We start from the raw sequence: 17,704 nt of genomic DNA on the forward strand, positions 1-17,704 counted from the left end.
CGTTCGGCCTGCTGCAGAGCTTTGCGGACGGTCTCAAGGTCTTCCTGCAGGAAACCATCATTCCCAGCGCGGCAAACAAGGGCATCTTCCTGCTTGCGCCGATCGTGACCTTCACCGTGGCGCTGGCTGCGTGGGCGGTGATCCCCTTCGATGCGGGCGTGGTGCTGGCGGATATCAATGTTGGCCTGCTCTACATCCTCGCGATCAGCTCGCTCTCGGTTTACGGCGTGGTGATGAGCGGGTGGGCGAGTAACTCGAAATACCCGTTCTTCTCCGCCATGCGCGCCGCCGCGCAGATGATCAGCTACGAAGTCTCGATCGGCTTCATCCTGATCTGCGTGGTGCTGTGGGCGGGGACGTTCAACCTCTCAGACATCGTCGAGGCGCAGCGCGGCCATGGGCTGGGCGTAGTCAACGGATACTGGTTCAATGTGCTGCTGTTCCCGATGTGGGTGGTGTTCTTCATCAGCTCGCTGGCGGAGACGCAGCGCGTCCCGTTCGACCTGACCGAGGCTGAAAGCGAACTCGTTGCCGGCTACCAGACCGAATATAGCTCGATGAGCTTCGCGCTGTTCTGGCTCGGCGAATATGCCAACATCCTGCTGATGTGCACGCTCAACGCGCTGCTGTTCTGGGGTGGCTGGCTGCCGCCCGTGGATTGGGCGCCGCTTTACTACGTGCCGGGCATCATCTGGCTCTTCGCCAAGATCGTGTTCTTCTTCTTCATGTTCAGCTGGGTCATGGCGACCGTGCCGCGCTATCGCTACGACCAGCTGATGCGGCTCGGCTGGAAGGTGTTCCTGCCGATGAGCCTGATCTTCGTCTGCGTCATTTCCGGCTACCTGATGGCCACCGGACACTTTGGAGCGACCGCATGACCGTCGCGCACCTGATCAAATCGTTCACCCTGTGGGAGTTCGTGAAGGCGCATGCCCTCACGCTGAAGTATTTCTTCAAGCCCAAGGTGACGATCAACTATCCGTTCGAGAAGAACCCGCTCAGCCCGCGTTTCCGCGGCGAACATGCCTTGCGCCGCTATCCCAATGGCGAGGAGCGCTGCATCGCCTGCAAGCTGTGCGAGGCGGTCTGCCCGGCGCAGGCAATCACCATCGAGGCGGAACCGCGCGAGGACGGCAGCCGCCGCACCACGCGCTATGACATAGACATGACCAAATGCATCTATTGCGGCTTCTGCCAGGAAGCCTGCCCGGTGGATGCAATCGTCGAAGGGCCGAACTTCGAATATGCGACCGAAACGCGCGAAGAACTGCTTTACGACAAGGCGAAGCTACTGGCGAACGGGGACAAGTGGGAGCGGGCAATCGCTGCGAACCTTGAAGCCGATGCGCCGTATCGATAGGGGGCCGCGACAATGATCCAGGCAATCGCCTTCTATCTGTTTGCAATTCTGCTGATCGCCAGCGCCGTGATGGTCATCATGTCGCGCAATCCGGTGCATTCGGTGCTGTGGCTGATCCTCGCTTTTTTCAACGCAGCGGGGTTGATGGTGCTACTCGGCGCAGAGTTCATTGCGATGCTGCTGGTGATCGTTTACGTCGGCGCAGTCGCGGTGCTGTTCCTGTTCGTGGTGATGATGCTGGACATCGATTTCGCAGAACTGCGCGCCGGATTCGTGAAGAACTTCCCGCTCGGCCTGGCGGTTGCGCTGGTGCTGCTGGCGGAAATGCTGATGGGTATCCTCGCCTGGAACGCGGGCGGGCTTAAGCTCGGCACGCCGGATGGCACCTCGGCCACCCCGATGGGTGAAAGCAATCTCGAAGCCATCGGCGCGCTGCTTTACGGCAAATATGTGCTGCTGTTCGAAGTCGCCGGCATCATACTGCTGGTCGCGATGATCGGCGCCATCGTGCTGACGCATCGCCGTAGGCCAGGCGGCGCGCGCGGACACCAGAAGATCAGCAAGCAAGTCAGCCGTCGTCCTGAAGAGGCAACCGTGATGAAGCAGCCGGAAGTCGGTAAGGGGGTCGAGCTGTGATTGGCATCGAACATTACGTCATCGTCAGCGCGGCCCTGTTCGTGCTGGGCGTGCTCGGCATTTTCCTCAACCGCAAGAATGTGATCGTGATCCTGATGGCGATCGAGCTGATCCTGCTGGCGGTGAACATCAATCTGGTCGCTTTCAGTGCCTTTATGGGCGATCTGGTGGGGCAGGTCTTCGCCATGCTGGTGCTGACAGTTGCCGCAGGTGAGGCTGCGATCGGGCTTGCGATCCTGGTGATCTACTTCCGCAACCGCGGCACTATCGCGGTTGACGATGCGCATCGGATGAAGGGGTAAGCACCAGTGCAGTGGATCCTCTTCATCGTCTTCCTGCCCCTGCTCGCGGCTATTGTCGGCGGGCTCGGCAATCGAGCGCTTGGCAACACGGTGGTCAAATCGATGACGACCGGCGCGCTGTTCATCTCCTGCGGGCTGAGCTGGCCTATCTTCCTGAGTTTTATCGGCGGCAATGCCGAAGCGAGCGTTGTGCCGGTGCTGCAATGGGTCCATTCGGGCACGCTGACATTCGACTGGGCCCTGCGTGTCGATGCGCTGACGGCTGTCATGCTGGTGGTGATCACCACCGTTTCCGCGCTCGTACACCTATATAGCTGGGGCTATATGGAGGAAGACCCGGATCAGCCGCGCTTCTTCGCCTATCTCAGCCTGTTCACCTTCGCCATGCTGATGCTGGTGACAGCCGACAATCTCGTCCAGATGTTCTTCGGTTGGGAAGGCGTCGGCCTCGCATCATATCTGCTGATCGGTTTCTGGTTCAGGAAGCCGAGCGCCAATGCCGCTGCGATCAAGGCCTTCGAGGTCAACCGCGTGGGCGACCTTGGCTTCATGCTCGGTATCTTCGGCACCTATCTGGTTTTCCAGACGACTTCGATCCCCGAGATTCTGGCTGCCGCACCCGGCATGACCGGCGCGACCATCGGCTTCCTGGGATACCGCCTGCCGACAATGGATGTTCTCTGCATCCTGCTGTTCATCGGCGCGATGGGCAAGTCAGCTCAGCTGGGGCTCCATACCTGGCTGCCGGACGCGATGGAGGGCCCGACGCCCGTTTCCGCGCTGATCCACGCCGCGACCATGGTGACCGCAGGCGTGTTCATGGTCTGCCGCCTGTCGCCCATGTTCGAAACGGCACCGATTGCGCTGGGCGTGGTGACCTTCGTGGGGGCCGCAACCTGCTTCTTCGCCGCGACGATCGGAACCACGCAGTGGGACATCAAGCGGGTGATTGCCTATTCGACCTGTTCGCAGCTCGGCTACATGTTCTTCGCGGCGGGCGTCGGTGCCTATGGCGCGGCCATGTTCCACCTCTTCACGCACGCCTTCTTCAAGGCGCTGCTGTTCCTCGGCGCAGGTTCGGTCATCCATGCGATGCATCACGAACAGGACATGCGCTATTACGGCGGCCTGCGTAAGCATATCCCGCTGACCTTCTGGGCGATGACGGCGGGTACGCTGGCGATCACCGGTCTTGGTATTTACGACCTACATGCTGGCTTTGCCGGTTTCTGGTCAAAAGACGCGATAATCGAAGCCGCATTTGCGCGTGGCACAGACATGGCAACATTCGCCTTCTGGATGGGCGTATTCGCTGCATTGCTGACCAGCTTTTACAGCTGGCGACTTGTCTTCCTGACCTTCTTTGGCAAGCCGCGCTGGATCGAAAGCGAGCATATCCAGCATTCGGTACACAAGACCCCGGCCCAGGCAGGCGAGGACACCACCGGCGGCTACCATCCGCATGAAAGCCCCTATTCGATGCTGATCCCGCTGGGCGTGCTGTCGCTGGGTGCGATCGCGGCGGGGCAGATCTTTGCGCCGTCCTTCCTGGACGACGCGAGCTTCTGGGCCGGGTCGATCTTCTACAACGAAGCATTGATCCACAAGATGCACGCTGTCCCGGTCCTTGTGAAATATGCTGCCTTCATCGTCATGGCCCTGGGCTTCGTGACCGCGTGGTGGGCCTACATCAAGAACACCTCGATCCCGGCCAAGTTCGTTGCGCAGTTCAGCGCAGTCCACCGCTTCGTTTACAACAAGTGGTATTTCGACGAACTCTACAACATCGTCTTCGTAAAGCCTGCCTTCTGGCTCGGCCGCCAGTTCTGGCAGCGCGGGGACGTGGGCATCATCGACCGCTTCGGCCCCAACGGCGCGGCCTGGGTGGTCGCACAGGGCGCCGTTGCCGCGAAGAAGGTCCAGTCCGGATATCTCTATAGCTATGCGCTGATCATGCTCATCGGGCTTGTCGCAGCGATAACATGGGTGCTTTTCTGATGGACGGGTTTCCCATCCTTTCGCTGATGCTTGCCGTCCCGCTCTTCGCGGGCATTGCATGTTTCTTCCTCGATGCAAGCGCCGCGCGCATTGCGGCTTTGGCGGCAACGCTGGTCAATCTGGCGCTCGGCATTGTGCTCTGGGCCAATTACGAGATCGGCGGGCCGCAATGGCAGTTCGTCGAGCGGGCGGAACTGTTTTCGGGCTTCAGCTATGCGCTGGGCATCGACGGTATTGCTTTGATGCTGATCGCGCTGTCGGTCTTCCTGATGCCGATCTGCATCCTCGCCAGCCTGGACTCGATCAAGCATCGCGTCGGTGAGTACATGGCCGCGTTCCTGATCATGGAAACGCTGATGATCGGCGTGTTTGCAGCGCAGGACCTCTACCTGTTCTACATCTTCTTCGAAGCCGGCTTGATCCCGATGTATCTGATCATCGGTGTGTGGGGCGGGGCAAACCGCATTTACGCGAGCTATAAATTCTTCCTCTACACACTGCTCGGCTCGGTGCTGATGCTGATCGCCATGTTCTGGATGGTCGGAACTGCGGGCACGACCGACATACCCACGCTGATGCAGTATGATTTCCCGGTCGGAGCGCAGAAATGGCTGTGGCTGGCCTTCTTCGCCAGCTTCGCGGTGAAAATGCCGATGTGGCCGGTTCACACCTGGCTGCCCGATGCCCACGTGCAGGCACCCACGGCAGGTTCGGTTATCCTGGCCGGCGTGTTGTTGAAGATGGGCGGCTATGGCTTCATCCGTTTCAGCCTGCCGATGTTCCCCGAAGCTTCCGCAGATTTCACCTGGCTGATCTTCGCGCTGTCCATGCTGGCGGTGGTGCTCACCAGCCTGATCGCTCTGGTCCAGCACGACATGAAGAAGCTGATCGCCTATTCCTCGGTCGCGCATATGGCGATCGTGACGGCGGGCCTGTTTGCCTTCAACGTACAGGGCCTTGAAGGTGCGATGATGATGATGCTGAGCCACGGGCTTGTCTCGGGCGCGCTGTTCCTCTGCGTGGGCGTGATCTACGACCGGCTGCATACGCGGGAGATCGACCGTTACGGCGGCCTCTCGATCAACATGCCCAAATATGCGCTGTTCTTCATGCTCTTCACAATGGCGAGCATCGGCCTGCCTGGTACCAGCGGCTTCGTCGCCGAGTTCCTCAGCCTTGCCGGGGCATATCAGGTCTCGACCTTCACGACTCTGATCCTCACCACCGGTATCATTCTGGGCGCTGCCTACATGCTTTATCTCTATCGCCGCGTGGCATTTGGCGAGCAAAAGCACGCCGACGCCGCCGCCATGCCTGACCTCAATGCGCGCGAATGGGCGATGCTCGCTCCGATCGCGGCGGCTGTGCTTTGGATGGGCGTCTATCCGGAGAGCTTCCTCGCCCCGATGCGGGCCGATATCGCCGCGCTGGATGCGCGCGTGGCACGCGCCGCTCCTGCTGGAGACAGTCAGCTCGCAATAGGCGAGCCGACCGGCCACTTTGCCAATGAGATCGCTCATGGCGAAGAGGCTGGAGAAGGCCAAGGAGAAACTCCCGGCCACGGTGAAGCGGAGGGAGGTCACTAATGGACTACGCAACCTCCCTTGCTCTGATTGCGCCGGAAATCACGCTTGGCCTGGCCGGCCTGATGCTCGTACTGGTCGCGGCATGGGGTGGCGACAAGCTCGCTCGCCCGATCAGCATTCTGGCCGCGACGGCATTGTTCGGGGCTGGGCTGCAGATCATCCCGGCACTTCATAGCGGCACAATGGGTGCCGATGCAGCGGCTTTCGGCGATCTCTTCCGGGCCGATGCCTTTGCTGCATTCGCCAAGGCGTTAATCTATCTCGCTTCGATCGGTGCGCTGATGGTCTCGCCCGCCTATTTCACACGCCTGAACGCGATGCGTGCGGAATATCCGGTCCTGGTACTGTTTGCGGCGCTTGGCATGAGCATCATGGTATCGGCAGGCGACTTCCTGACGCTCTATGTCGGGCTGGAGCTCAACAGTCTGGCGTCATATGTCCTCGCGGCATTCCTGCGCAACGATCGCAAATCGGCCGAAGCGGGCCTCAAATATTTCGTCCTCGGCGCACTGGCGTCGGGCATCCTGCTCTACGGCATCAGCCTGCTTTACGGTTTCACCGGCACCACCGGTTTTGCCGCGATGCAGGGCGCGCTGAGCGGCGATCTGGGCATGGGCGCACTGTTCGGGATCGTCTTCGTGCTCGCCGGTCTGGCATTCAAGATTTCCGCCGCTCCGTTCCACATGTGGACGCCGGACGTCTATCAGGGCGCGCCAACGCCGGTGACGACGCTGTTCTCCACCGCACCCAAGGTTGCAGCGATGGCGCTCACCGCGCGCGTTGCGCTGGAAGTGTTTGGCGGCCAGGCGGACGCCTGGCGCCAGATTGTGATCGCCGCATCGCTGCTCTCGATCATCATCGGTGCGCTTGGCGCCATTGGGCAAGAGAACCTCAAGCGGCTGCTTGCCTATAGCTCGATCAACAATGTCGGCTTCATTCTGCTCGGCCTGGCGGTTGCCACTGCTGACGGCGCAAGCGCGATGCTGGTCTATCTGTTCATCTATGTCGCAATGTCGCTGGGTAGCTTCACTGCACTGCTGATGCTGCGTGACGATGAAGGCAATCTCTACGAGACGTTTGCGGATATCAGCGGCCTTTCGATGACCCGTCCACTGCTCGCGTGGTGCCTGCTGCTGCTGATGTTCAGCCTGGCGGGTATCCCGCCGCTGCTGGGCTTCTACGGCAAGTTCGTGGTGTTCCAGGCGACCGTCGATGCAGGGCTCGTCGCGCTGGGCGCGATCGCCATTGCCGCCAGTGTGATCGGTGCGTTCTATTACATCAAGTTCGTGAAAGTGATGTTCTTTGACGAGCCTGCGAATGTCGTGACGGGCAAGAGCGAAGCCGGACATTGGGCCGTACTGCTGATCTGCGCCGCGATCGTATCGCCGCTCGGTTACCTGCTCACGCCTTCGCTGGTCGATCTGGCAGACAAGGCGGCCAGCACACTGTTCCTGGGCATGTGATGCGACAGCGGGCCGTGGGCGAACCTTGATCGAGACCGTCTCAACAACCGGCTCCACCAATGCAGACCTGCTTGCGCGCCTCAGGGCGGGCGAGCGTGTGCCAGAATTGCACTGGCTCGTCGCACAGCGTCAGACGGCCGGGAAAGGGCGCCAGGGCCGCGAGTGGTTTGACGGCGCCGGCAATTTCATGGGCTCGACCGTCATCCACCGTGTCGAGAGCGATCCCCCGGCACCGACGCTGGCTCTGGTTGCGGGACTCGCAGTTTATGAAGCGGTGCTGCCGTTCTGCCCGGACCCCTCTGCCTTGCGCCTCAAATGGCCCAACGATGTGCTGCTGGGCGGAGCAAAGCTGTGCGGGATCCTGCTGGAGGCGGAGCAGAACGCGATTGTGATCGGAATCGGTGTGAACCTCGCCATTGCGCCGGACCTGCCTGATCGCGAGACCGTGGCCCTGAGCGATGTCACGGCAAGCCCGAATGCCGAGGATTTCGCGCAGCGCCTTGTCACGTCCTTCGACCGCGAAGTCGAACGCTGGCGCACGTTCGGCCTCGAACCGCTCATCCGCCGCTGGACAGCAGCGGGAACGCCCGAAGGGACAAGGGTGAGCGTCCACGAGCCCGATGGGACCGTTTCCTCAGGCGGGTTCGCAGGGCTGGATGCACACGGAAATATGCGCCTGCGCTTGGAAGATGGCTCTGTCCGTGCCATCCACGCGGGCGACGTAGTGCTCGCCTGAAGGATCAGCCATGCTGCTTGCCGCCGATGTCGGAAACACCAATGTGGTCTTCGCTCTGTTTGAAGGGCGCGAAATCAAGGCGCGCTGGCGCATCGCCACAGATCCACGCAGGACGGGCGACGAATACGCCGTCTGGCTAATCCACCTTCTCGATATCGAAGGCTTCGCCAAGAAAGACATTACCCAGATCATCGTCGGATCGGTGGTCCCGCGCGCGATCCACAATCTGACTGTTCTGGCCGAGAAATATTTCAGAGTGACCCCGCTGATCGCAGGGCAGGCACCGGCAGACTGGGGCATTGCGGTGGATGTGGAAGAACCGAATTCGCTCGGCGCGGATCGTGCGCTCAACACCATCGCCGCGCACGAGAAATACGAAGGCGATTTGATCGTGGTCGATTTCGGCACGGCCACAACCTTCGATTCGGTCGATTTCAACGGCGCTTACAAAGGTGGGATCATCGCTCCCGGTATCAATCTTTCGCTCGATGCGCTGGTCAACAACACCGCCAAGCTGCCTCGGATCGCGATCAAGCACCCGGCGAATGACAGCGTGATCGGCCGCAATACGGAAGACCAGATGCTGATCGGCGTCTATTGGGGCTATGTCGCGATGATCGAAGGGCTGATTGCACGCATGAAGGCGGAGATCGGGCGCCCGGCAAAGGTGATCGCGACCGGCGGCCTGGCGATCATGTTCGATGAACACACCGACATGTTCGACGCGGTCGATGCAGATCTGACGCTGGAAGGCCTGGCCATCCTGGCGGAAAACGTGTCAGCCTGACCGAGAACAACTGAATGAAAAAAGACTTCACTCCCGAAGACGAATTGCTGTTCCTGGCGCTAGGTGGCTCGGGCGAAATCGGCATGAACGTCAATCTCTACGGCTGTAACGGCAAATGGTTGATGGTCGATCTGGGGATGACTTTCTCAGGCAATGAGTATCCCGGCGTCGACCTGGTTTTCGCCGATCTCGATTTCATAGAAGAACGCGCTGACGATCTGCTCGGAATCGTGCTGACCCATGCGCATGAGGATCATATCGGCGCGGTACCCTATTTCGCGGCGGAACTGGGCGTGCCGCTCTATGCCACACCGTTCACCGCCGATCTGGTCCTGCGCAAGCTGGAAGAAGCCGAGCTGACCAGCGAGATCGTACTCAATGTGATCGAGGAAGATCACGGCAAGATCGAGCTCGGACCCTTCACGGTGACATATATCCCGTTGGCGCACTCGATTGCCGAAGGAAATGCGCTGCTGATCGACACGCCGCATGGACGCGTGTTCCACACGGGCGACTGGAAGCTCGACGAAGAACCGATCATTGGCGAGCCGACCACGGAAGAAGAGCTGGTTGCGATCGGCGATGAGGGCGTTCTGGCGCTGGTCTGCGACAGCACCAATGTATTCAATCCCAATCCCAGCGGCTCCGAAGGCGCTGTCCATCGCGGGCTGATGGAGGAAGTTGCCAAGCACAGCGGCAAGCGTGTGCTGGTCACTACCTTCGCATCCAATGTGGCCCGGCTGCAGACATTAGGCGATGTGGCACGCGAGACCGGGCGCAAGCTATGCGTTGCGGGGCGCTCGCTCGAACGGATCATCGCCGTTGCGCAGGACACCGGCTATCTCGCCGATTTCCCCGATCCGGTAGACTTCGACACGGCCATGGCGCTGCCACGCGGCGAGGTACTGGTCGTTGCCACCGGCGGACAGGGCGAACCGCGCGCCGCGCTGGCTCGCATTGCCGACAGTTCGCACCCGATCGATCTGGTCAGCGGCGACGTCGTCCTGTTTTCCAGCCGCCAGATTCCCGGTAACGAGATTTCGATAGGCCGGGTCCAGAACCAGCTTGCGGCGCGAGGCATCACAATGGTGACCGACCGTCAGAGCGAGATTCACGTTTCCGGTCACCCCGGTCGACCTGAGCTTGAAGCACTCTATGGATGGCTCCGCCCGCAGCTACTCGTTCCTGTTCATGGCGAGATGCGGCACATGCAGGAGCAGGGCCGTTTGGGCCGCAGCCGTGACATTCCCCGTACCGTCGTACAGGCAAATGGCGACATCGTTCGCATAGCGCCCGGCGAACCCGGCAAGCTGGCGGAGGTGAGGGCAGGGCGCCTTGTACTTGATGGCGATATCATCGCTCCGGCCGATGGCGAAGCGATCACCATGCGGCGCAGGCTGGCGCGTGACGGCGTTATTTTCGTGGTGCTCGACGAGAAACTGCGCCCGACGATTGAAGCAATTGGCATCCCGCTCGATGAAGACATGCCCGAGTTCCTGGAAGAGGCCGCGGGTGACGTCGTAGCTGCGGTAAAAGCACTCAAGGGCAGGGCTGCGCGCGATCGTGACGATATCGAGGAGGCAGCGCGCCTGGCCGCACGCCGTGCCGCTCAACGCTGGTGCGGCAAGCGACCGCAGGTGCGCGTAATCTCGCTTGCGGGGGGAAGCTGATGCAATGGACCTCGATCCTGGCAATCTATTTCCTGATCTGGGTGCTGGTTGCCTTCGTATCTTTGCCATTCGGGGTGCGGACACATGAAGAGATGGGTGTCGAAAAGACTCCCGGTCAGGCCGATAGTGCGCCCGCCAATTTTCGTCCCGGGCGGCTGGCCCTTCGCGCGAGTGTGATTGCGGCGGTCATCACCGCACTCTTCGTCCTCAATTACAACAATGGTTGGGTCGAAGTTGACGACTTCGATTTCATTGGAACATTGCCCTCGCGGCGCGGAAGCTAATTCCGGAAGCGCTCGATCGCCTGAGCCAGCGCGACATAGAGCTTGCCCATGTCCGAACCGAGTACCGTAACGCTGAGCGCATTGCCATCACGCGTGGATAACAGCGAGCGCAGCATTCCCTCGAAATCGTGAATATAACGGCTGACATGTTCGCGGAAAATGTCATCGGTCTCGTAAAGTTCCGCAATCTCGCGCGCTTCGGCATTGTCGATCAGCCGCACGGCCCGGCGAGTGAATATCCCGCGATCGCCTTTTAGATAAGAGGCCCAGGCAGTGTCGGTAATCTCTTGCGAAAACGCCTTGGCGATATCGATCGCGTTTGAGTTCAGACTATCAGTGATGAGTCCCATGCGGCGTGAGAAGTCATTGTCGACCTGTTCTTCAGCAAGTTCGCGGGCGCGATTGACGCGCAGCTCAAGGTTCCCCGCCAGCTCGTTGACCTTGGCAAGTTGGTCACGCAATTGAATAGCTGCATCGCGCCCGACGCCGGAGGCATTGGCAGCGGCCTGCTCCAACCTTCCGATAGCTTCGTCGCCTTCGGATCGGATCGAGCGCTCGATCGCTTCGCCGGCAAGCCCACCGATGCGTTCGGCTGCCTTGCCCACTGCCTCTTCGGCTCCGCTATCGATCATGTCGAAGGCGTGACGTGCCGCTGAGACAAGATCTTCGATTGCCTTCTGCAATTCTTCACGCGAATGGATCGCCAACCTCTCGCTTTCCTGTCCCAGGCGGTTGAGGCTCTCGCGGATGGTTTCAATTCGTGCCAGGCTGCCTTCGGTGTGCTGATCGAGACGCGCGGACAATTGTTCGATCGAATTGCCCGCGGCATCGATCCGTCCCTGCGTTTCAAGCACATAGTCGGATAGTGCGGAACCGTGCTGGCCGGTTTCCTCCATCGAACTGCGCAACATCATCGCCCGGTTCTCTACACCGCTGAGCGCGGCAGACGCGGTTTCGATGGCCTGAGGCAGGTCTTCGCGGCTCTGGCGCGCGCCCGATTGAATGATCTCCAGCAGTCGAATGCTTGCTTCGGTCAGGGAAGCGATCGTCGCGCCAGTGGCCTCAAGCGTGCTGTAGCTTTCATTGGCCTTGCCGGAAAGCCCGCTCAATCCGTTGGCAATGCGCTGCTCTGCACTTTCTGCCTGCGCTGAAATGTTTTCGAACAGCGAGCTTAGTTCCTGCACCTTACCCGCCAGCGCTTCACCATGCGCAACCAGGCTTTCGGTTTCGGCCAATTGTGCTTCGCGGCGTTCCGCAAGGTTCTCGTCCAGTTCAGCCAGGCGCTGTGCCAACACTTCGGTTGCCTGCGATTCGCGCGTGTCGAAGGCATCCTGCCTGCGCGCGATCTCTTCGTTGAACTTGACGTCTCGCGCCTCGAGCAAGCCATCGAACCGGCCCGCCTCTTCCTTGAGCGCCGCAATTCGTTGCTGCGCAGTCTCGAAGGCCTTCGCATCGAGCTCGTCCAGATTGGCAACGACTTCGCCGATCTCACGGTGCAGTCGATCCTTCGCCGCACCCATCGCTGCAAAGGCAGCCTGGTCGGCTTCGCGCAGCTTGGCTGAAAGCGCATCACTATCCGCGCTCAAGTTCGCAATCCGCGCCTGCAATGCTTCGAAATTACGTTCCTCTTCCTGCGCCAATTCGCTGCGCATGGCGGCAATGCCGGCGCGCAGCTCATCCGCACGGTGGCGCATGGCGGCCAGCGCATCGACTTCGCGGCTGTTCAGATCGGCGCGGAACTCCTCGCTCTTCTCCTTGAGCGTCTCAAAACGTTGGCTAGCCAGTCCGTCGAGTCCATCAAGCTGGTTCTCGAACGTATCGAGCGACGCCTTGATTCTGCCCGAAAGCGACTGGACCTGCTTTTCGCTGGCCTGTCCGAATTCATTGAGGCGCTGGAAGCCCGCGATCAGCTTGCCCAATTGGTCATGCGCCGTCCGCCCGGCATTGCCGACCTGGTTGGAAACGTCGCGGGCCGAATTGGCAATGACCGGCAGGTCGTCACGCAATTTCTGCATATTGATGAGCGCAGTATCACTGACACTTGCGATCGAATCGATCTGCGATCCATTACTGAAGATGAGACCGCTCAGTTCTTCGGCATGGTTCGAAAGACGTTCACTGGCAACGCGCCCGAGCGATTCAAGCTCGCGCGATTGGGAGCCGAGGAACTCACGCGCGAGGCTCAGTTCACGATTGACCACACCAAGCCTGGTTTCAAGCTCCGCCGCCTCTCGCGAGAGCAGAGCTGCAGTATCGGCGAATCGCGATGCTTCTCGACGGCTGTTGCGCATAGCCAGCAGCCACAGGCTGGCGATCAGCAACAGCGGCACGGTCCAGTTGACGATCCAGCCCGTCCATTGCTGCAGCGTTCCGCCTGCCAGAATTTCGCCCCGGAATGCCCAAACATAGAAGGCGGTCCACCCCGCAGCCGCAAGAAGGGCCATTGACGGCAACAACCATTGCCAGCGCGCCCGAGGCTGAAGATCTTCACCTTCCCAATCCTCGGCCCATTCCTCGCCCAGAGTGAGCGAATCATCTTCCGGACTATCAGTTGGTTGAGAGGGCGCATCCTGCGCGGCTTCGGGGCCGACAGCCCGAATATGAGATCCTCCGGTCATCGAGCGATTCTAGCGCATTTCTCGTTAGGTTAAACCCCGCTTTAACCTTGTGTGGCATATTGCCACCGTTATGGCTTTTGAAAGTGGCGCTCTCGACATGACTCTGGCAGCCGCAGCAGGCGACGATGCCGCGCTGATGGCCGAGTTGCGCCTTGCCTTCGTCGAAAGCGCCCGGCGTCAACTCGACCTGCTCAAGCGAGCCCGTTGCGACGGCAATTGGGTGGTCGCTGCGATGCGTTTGAAGGGTCTTGCAGCCAGCTTCCATGCGGGTGAGTTGAGTGATCTGGCCGAGGAAGCACTGGTTTGCGCACCCGGTGAACCCACCGTGGTCCGCAAGATCGAAGCCGTAATCGACAAATTCGCGGCAAATTGACACTCCAGGCGCGTTCGCCGCTTGGCAGCGCCCCCTGCTTCATCCTAGAAAATCCCCCACCAACAGCGGGGATACGCCGTTTTGCGGACTGCATTGCTATCAGCGACAGAGCGAACGCCGACTGGCGAAGTCCAGGCGTTCCAGAATCTCGGCGGACGGCAGGTGATCGCCTGGCAGTTCGATCTGGCGCGCGAGCTGGGTTGCGAGAGGATCATCTGCATCTGTGAAGGCACAGGCCCTGAGCTGATCGATCTGCAGCGCAGTGCAGAAGCGGACGGTCTTCAATTCAACCTCATTCGTGGCCCCTTGCAATTGGTAGGGCTCGTTTCGGCCGATCAGGAACTGGTCGCCATTGCAGATGGGCTGGTGATCGACAGGGCATTGGCCACGTCGAGCTTCGCCGATCGAAGAGGTGTGGCGGCACTGCCCGCACAGGCTGGAATCGCAGCCGGCTTCGAGCGGATCGACGCGGAATATGCCTGGGCAGGCCTTCTTATAACCCGTGCCAATATCGCCGAGAAACTGGCTGAAATGCCTCCCGATAGTGATACGATCGCTCTGCTGCTGCGTCTCGCGTTGCAAGCCGGGACGCCGGTCATCCCCATCGACAAGGAGCGGTTGGATAGCGCAGACCTGATGCTGGCGGATGCACCGGAAAAGCTGGTTGCGCGCGAGAATGCACTGCTCAATCGCGGCGCAAGCTCTGCTCCCTGGATCGGCCCCGGGAATGCATTGGCCCAGCGGCTGTCACGCAAGCTTGCGCCGGGCGCGCTTGAGAAAGGGCCGATGGCCGCGCTGGGCCTCAGCGCATTGGCGAGCACTGCAGCGATAGGGCTGGCAGCATTCGAGCAATCCTTCTGGGCGATCCTGTTGCTGGGATTGGGCGCCTTTTCGCTCGCTTGCGGGCAGGGCTTGCGTGACATTCGCTCGCGCTTATTCGGTAAGCCGGCCCAGCGCCGTTTCACGCAAATATCCAATGGTTTGTTCGATATTTCTGCCATCGCAACGCTGACCCTGCCTGCTGTTCCTTTCACACTCGCTGAGCGGCTGTTCCTGCCGCTGGTGATGGTGGGAATGCTTAGACTGTCCGAAAGGCTCGTATCGGGTTCCTTGCGCGCGCTGTGGAACGACAGAATCATGCTCGCCGCATTGCTCGCTCCGGCGGCATGGTTCGGCGTGACGTCGCAGGCCATGGCGCTGATTGTGCTGATTGCCCTCGGTTTTTGTCTGATCTGGCGCGATAGAACGCCAATAACGCGCAATTAACCACGCTGCGCTATGTGCGTACGATGAGCGAAAGTGTGATGGACAAGACAGGCGATACGCAGGCCGGGGCGCAATTGCGCCGCGAGCTGGCGCGGGGCGATCGGGCCCTGGGATCGATTCCGCCTGTTCTTGGTCATCTGCTAGCCGGATCGGGGCATTCGTTGATAAGCGACAGCATCGTCGCACATCTTCGCGGAATGCTGAGCGATTGTGCCGGCCAGCTACTCGACGCCCAAGGGCGCGCATCCTCCCTTCAACCGGACCCAGTGGAGAGCGACGAAGCCTGCGAAAGGCTCGCCATTGGCCTTGCCGCAAACAGTGCGGTCTTGAGCCATTGCTTTGCGGCTGCGATCGAAGGTGCGCTGTCAGAAGAACTCGAGCGACGCGGTGTGTCAGACCAGGTGCTCTCGCCTCTGATGCAGGAACTGATTGCTTCGGATGACGAGAGTGTAGCGGAGCTGGCCATGGCTGCGATGACCGCACAGGCACGCTGGATCCAGGCGCATCGCCGGATGGGACTGCCATTGGCCGAACTGCCTGCGGAAATATTTCACGAGGCGCTCAAGGCCTGGAAGGCGATCTCCCGTAATGCAGACGCCGCAGCAATGGCGCAGGCAGAAGCCTTGCTACGCGCCGAATATGACGAGAGCGCGGGCAGATTGGGCCTGCTCACTCGCCTTGTCGCCAAGCTCAAGAGCGGCGCACATGCGGGTTTGCTGGTCGAACATGCCGGGCTCGCGCTGTTTGCCAGCGCGCTCGCGAGCCTGTCGAAGCAGCCGCGCGAGCTGGTAGTCCTGTCATGCCATCCCAGCCAGCTAACGCGGCTGGCGCTTGGCCTTCGCGCTGCAGGAGCAAAGCCCGAAGAAATTGCGCAGCAATTGCTGCTGATCCAACCTGACTTTCCCTTTCCCGAGGGTTTTGACCAGATCGGCCAGGCCGAAGCGGCAGATTTGCTGGGCTGCTCATCCTTCGGTCCGGAGCAATAGGCCAAATGGCGAGCCAAGATTCCATCCTGGCCGCGCGCGGGCTCACCGATGCGCAGGATCATTTGCTTAGCGCCGATCAACCATTGGCGGAGCTGCAAGAGCGCTGCGGGGGAGAAATTCCCGGCCTGATCGCCATTCCCGAACTGCTCGAGCTGGTGCGCCAAGGCCGCCAGATGGGCCTGCGCATGGCGCGCGAGTTTTCCGCCTTCGACGGGCAAGGCAATGTCACCGCATTCGTGCGAATCAATCCGTTGAGCGGTGAAGAAGACGGTGCCGTCTGCGAATTGCTGATCGATAATTGGCAGCGCGAATCCGCGTCAGGAATGGACGAACGCGAAGCTCTTGCGAGGATCGACGCGATTGACCGCAGCACTGCCGAACTTGTGGCCAGGCTAGACTCCAGCCAACACGTCAAGGCGGTCGAAAGCGCGGCAGAAGACCTGCAATTGCTTTTCCGGAAAATCCGCTCTGATCCGGGCAAGATCTGGACCGATTATGTCGAACTGATTGGTATCGAGCACCGACAACCGCTCCATTGGCGCCTGCTCGATGGGGCGCATTGCCGGATCGCCGGCTCGGAGCGCAACTGGACCGTCCGCCTGCTTCCGACAGGAAGCGACACAAGCGGCAATCCACCTGGTTTCGAGCTCCTGTTTGTCGCCGATCGACCGCTGCCCATCAGTTCAGGCCAAGAAGACGATGCTGACGATGCAACCCATGCCAGGCTGATCGGGGAGGCCCTGACACCGGCCCTTCGCCAGCCGATCAAGCGGATCATCGCCAATGCCGAAACGATCCGCGCACGGCTTGCCGGCCCATTGCGCAAGGAATACAGCGAATACGCCGGAGACATAGCGAGCGCCGGCGAGCACCTCTCGGCACTGCTGGACGATCTGGCCGATCTCGAAGTTGTGGAAGCAGACGACTTCTCGGTCGCGAAGGAACGGATCGATCTGGGTGACGCCGCCCGGCGCGCTGCGGGCATTCTAGGGGTCAAGGCGCAGGACAAGTCTATCACGTTGAACCTGCCCGAAAGTGGCGGAGGAACCGTGGCCATCGGCGAGTTTCGCCGTGTCCTGCAAATCCTGCTGAACCTGATAGGAAATGCGATCAATTATTCGCCATCCGGCAGCGAGGTTTCGATCGAACTGGTCCATGGCGGCAAGGATGAGGCTGGACTGGTCATTCGCGACCAGGGTCCCGGCATGACTGCAGAACAGCAGGAACGCGTATTCGCCAAATTCGAACGACTTGGCCGTGCCGGTGACGGCGGCTCCGGGCTGGGGCTCTATATTTCGCGCCGCCTTGCGGAAGCGATGCGGGGCACGCTCACGCTCGAAAGCGAGCCGGATAAGGGCGCGAGCTTCACGCTTACCTTACCCGCTGCCTGATTGGGGCGGGGCCGCATGGCCCCATTCCCCTAATTCGTGATTTTGCGTGCTAGCCAGAAAAGCAGCGCGCCGATTGCCGCGGTAATGGAACCGTAAACCGCCCATGACCTGTCTGCCAGCATGAAGCTTTCAGCCGGCCACATGACGATGCCCAAACCCTGCAGCGCCCAAAGTCCACCCGAGAGGACCAATGCGACCCCGACGACCTGCATCGCAAATCTCAGGATCTTGCGTCCCATCGGGAAATC

Annotated in this window: 17 protein-coding genes; 15 read left to right on the forward strand and 2 right to left on the reverse strand. The window is 60.6% G+C overall.

Annotated elements, in window-relative coordinates; genetic code table 11:
- The 11 genes from ACQY6C_RS07035 to ACQY6C_RS07085 form a co-directional block, all read left to right on the forward strand.
- A partial coding sequence (locus tag ACQY6C_RS07035) for a complex I subunit 1/NuoH family protein (RefSeq protein WP_427966715.1) occupies positions 1-878 on the forward strand: 878 nt, incomplete at its 5' end.
- Positions 875-1,360, forward strand: a complete 486-nt coding sequence (gene nuoI, locus ACQY6C_RS07040) for an NADH-quinone oxidoreductase subunit NuoI (protein WP_427966718.1) — start codon at positions 875-877, stop codon at positions 1,358-1,360. The genes ACQY6C_RS07035 and nuoI, both read left to right, overlap by 4 nt.
- 12 nt (positions 1,361-1,372) lie before the next feature.
- On the forward strand, positions 1,373-1,996 hold the full coding sequence (locus ACQY6C_RS07045; protein ID WP_427966720.1) for an NADH-quinone oxidoreductase subunit J: 624 nt from the start codon (positions 1,373-1,375) through the stop codon (positions 1,994-1,996).
- Positions 1,993-2,298 carry an NADH-quinone oxidoreductase subunit NuoK gene (nuoK, locus tag ACQY6C_RS07050; protein WP_427966723.1) on the forward strand — a complete coding sequence of 102 codons (306 nt, stop codon included), beginning with the start codon at positions 1,993-1,995 and terminating at the stop codon, positions 2,296-2,298. Before ACQY6C_RS07045 ends, nuoK begins: the two co-directional genes overlap by 4 nt.
- Positions 2,299-2,304: 6 nt before the next feature.
- Positions 2,305-4,296, forward strand: a complete 1,992-nt coding sequence (nuoL, locus tag ACQY6C_RS07055; RefSeq protein WP_427966726.1) for an NADH-quinone oxidoreductase subunit L — start codon at positions 2,305-2,307, stop codon at positions 4,294-4,296.
- A complete protein-coding gene (locus ACQY6C_RS07060; protein ID WP_427966985.1) occupies positions 4,296-5,882 on the forward strand; it encodes an NADH-quinone oxidoreductase subunit M in 1,587 nt (528 codons plus the stop codon). The genes nuoL and ACQY6C_RS07060 overlap by 1 nt, the downstream gene beginning before the upstream one ends.
- Positions 5,882-7,345 carry an NADH-quinone oxidoreductase subunit NuoN gene (nuoN, locus tag ACQY6C_RS07065; RefSeq protein ID WP_427966729.1) on the forward strand — a complete coding sequence of 488 codons (1,464 nt, stop codon included), beginning with the start codon at positions 5,882-5,884 and terminating at the stop codon, positions 7,343-7,345. The genes ACQY6C_RS07060 and nuoN overlap by 1 nt, the downstream gene beginning before the upstream one ends.
- A 25-nt stretch (positions 7,346-7,370) precedes the next feature.
- Positions 7,371-8,081, forward strand: coding sequence for a biotin--[acetyl-CoA-carboxylase] ligase (locus tag ACQY6C_RS07070; RefSeq protein ID WP_427966731.1), 711 nt, complete (start codon positions 7,371-7,373; stop codon positions 8,079-8,081).
- A gap of 10 nt (positions 8,082-8,091) precedes the next feature.
- On the forward strand, positions 8,092-8,868 hold the full coding sequence (locus ACQY6C_RS07075; protein ID WP_427966733.1) for a type III pantothenate kinase: 777 nt from the start codon (positions 8,092-8,094) through the stop codon (positions 8,866-8,868).
- Between the two features lie 14 nt (positions 8,869-8,882).
- Complete coding sequence (locus ACQY6C_RS07080) at positions 8,883-10,538, forward strand: ribonuclease J (RefSeq protein ID WP_427966736.1); 1,656 nt, start codon at positions 8,883-8,885, stop codon at positions 10,536-10,538.
- Positions 10,538-10,822, forward strand: a complete 285-nt coding sequence (locus ACQY6C_RS07085) for a DUF1467 family protein (protein ID WP_427966739.1) — start codon at positions 10,538-10,540, stop codon at positions 10,820-10,822. The genes ACQY6C_RS07080 and ACQY6C_RS07085 overlap by 1 nt, the downstream gene beginning before the upstream one ends.
- On the opposite strand, the gene ACQY6C_RS07090 is transcribed toward ACQY6C_RS07085, so the two are convergent.
- Positions 10,819-13,440 (reverse strand): ATPase, encoded by a 2,622-nt coding sequence (locus ACQY6C_RS07090; RefSeq protein ID WP_427966742.1) that lies wholly within the window; start codon positions 13,438-13,440, stop codon positions 10,819-10,821. The two genes, ACQY6C_RS07085 and ACQY6C_RS07090, sit on opposite strands and share 4 nt — an antisense overlap.
- 70 nt (positions 13,441-13,510) lie before the next feature.
- On the opposite strand from ACQY6C_RS07090, the gene ACQY6C_RS07095 reads away from it, so the two are divergent.
- The 4 genes from ACQY6C_RS07095 (at position 13,511) to ACQY6C_RS07110 (ending at position 17,456) form a co-directional block, all read left to right on the forward strand.
- A complete protein-coding gene (locus ACQY6C_RS07095; RefSeq protein WP_427966745.1) occupies positions 13,511-13,813 on the forward strand; it encodes an Hpt domain-containing protein in 303 nt (100 codons plus the stop codon).
- Between the two features lie 93 nt (positions 13,814-13,906).
- Complete coding sequence (locus tag ACQY6C_RS07100) at positions 13,907-15,079, forward strand: hypothetical protein (protein ID WP_427966748.1); 1,173 nt, start codon at positions 13,907-13,909, stop codon at positions 15,077-15,079.
- Between the two features lie 23 nt (positions 15,080-15,102).
- The gene (locus ACQY6C_RS07105; RefSeq protein WP_427966751.1) at positions 15,103-16,065 is read left to right on the forward strand and encodes a hypothetical protein; all 963 of its coding nucleotides are present in this window, start codon (positions 15,103-15,105) and stop codon (positions 16,063-16,065) included.
- Between the two features lie 5 nt (positions 16,066-16,070).
- Positions 16,071-17,456, forward strand: coding sequence for a sensor histidine kinase (locus ACQY6C_RS07110; RefSeq protein ID WP_427966754.1), 1,386 nt, complete (start codon positions 16,071-16,073; stop codon positions 17,454-17,456).
- 29 nt (positions 17,457-17,485) lie between these two features.
- Here the strand turns inward: ACQY6C_RS07110 and ACQY6C_RS07115 are convergent, their stop codons facing one another.
- The gene (locus ACQY6C_RS07115; RefSeq protein ID WP_427966757.1) at positions 17,486-17,695 is read right to left on the reverse strand and encodes a hypothetical protein; all 210 of its coding nucleotides are present in this window, start codon (positions 17,693-17,695) and stop codon (positions 17,486-17,488) included.
- Between the last annotated feature and the right edge of the window lie 9 nt (positions 17,696-17,704).

This window comes from Altererythrobacter sp., from assembly GCF_050299635.1.
Taxonomy (GTDB): domain Bacteria; phylum Pseudomonadota; class Alphaproteobacteria; order Sphingomonadales; family Sphingomonadaceae; genus Erythrobacter.

What these genes read in the sequence shown, in the direction of transcription:
- nuoN (WP_427966729.1), top strand. Translation starts at nt 5,882, where the DNA reads ATGGACTACGCAACCTCCCTTGCTCTGATTGCGCCGGAAATCACGCTT.
- ACQY6C_RS07060 (WP_427966985.1), top strand. Translation starts at nt 4,296, where the DNA reads ATGGACGGGTTTCCCATCCTTTCGCTGATGCTTGCCGTCCCGCTCTTC.
- ACQY6C_RS07045 (WP_427966720.1), top strand. Translation starts at nt 1,373, where the DNA reads ATGATCCAGGCAATCGCCTTCTATCTGTTTGCAATTCTGCTGATCGCC.
- ACQY6C_RS07115 (WP_427966757.1), bottom strand. Translation starts at nt 17,695, where the DNA reads ATGGGACGCAAGATCCTGAGATTTGCGATGCAGGTCGTCGGGGTCGCA.
- ACQY6C_RS07090 (WP_427966742.1), bottom strand. Translation starts at nt 13,440, where the DNA reads ATGACCGGAGGATCTCATATTCGGGCTGTCGGCCCCGAAGCCGCGCAG.
- nuoI (WP_427966718.1), top strand. Translation starts at nt 875, where the DNA reads ATGACCGTCGCGCACCTGATCAAATCGTTCACCCTGTGGGAGTTCGTG.
- ACQY6C_RS07085 (WP_427966739.1), top strand. Translation starts at nt 10,538, where the DNA reads ATGCAATGGACCTCGATCCTGGCAATCTATTTCCTGATCTGGGTGCTG.
- ACQY6C_RS07105 (WP_427966751.1), top strand. Translation starts at nt 15,103, where the DNA reads ATGAGCGAAAGTGTGATGGACAAGACAGGCGATACGCAGGCCGGGGCG.
- ACQY6C_RS07110 (WP_427966754.1), top strand. Translation starts at nt 16,071, where the DNA reads ATGGCGAGCCAAGATTCCATCCTGGCCGCGCGCGGGCTCACCGATGCG.
- ACQY6C_RS07095 (WP_427966745.1), top strand. Translation starts at nt 13,511, where the DNA reads ATGGCTTTTGAAAGTGGCGCTCTCGACATGACTCTGGCAGCCGCAGCA.
- ACQY6C_RS07080 (WP_427966736.1), top strand. Translation starts at nt 8,883, where the DNA reads ATGAAAAAAGACTTCACTCCCGAAGACGAATTGCTGTTCCTGGCGCTA.
- ACQY6C_RS07075 (WP_427966733.1), top strand. Translation starts at nt 8,092, where the DNA reads ATGCTGCTTGCCGCCGATGTCGGAAACACCAATGTGGTCTTCGCTCTG.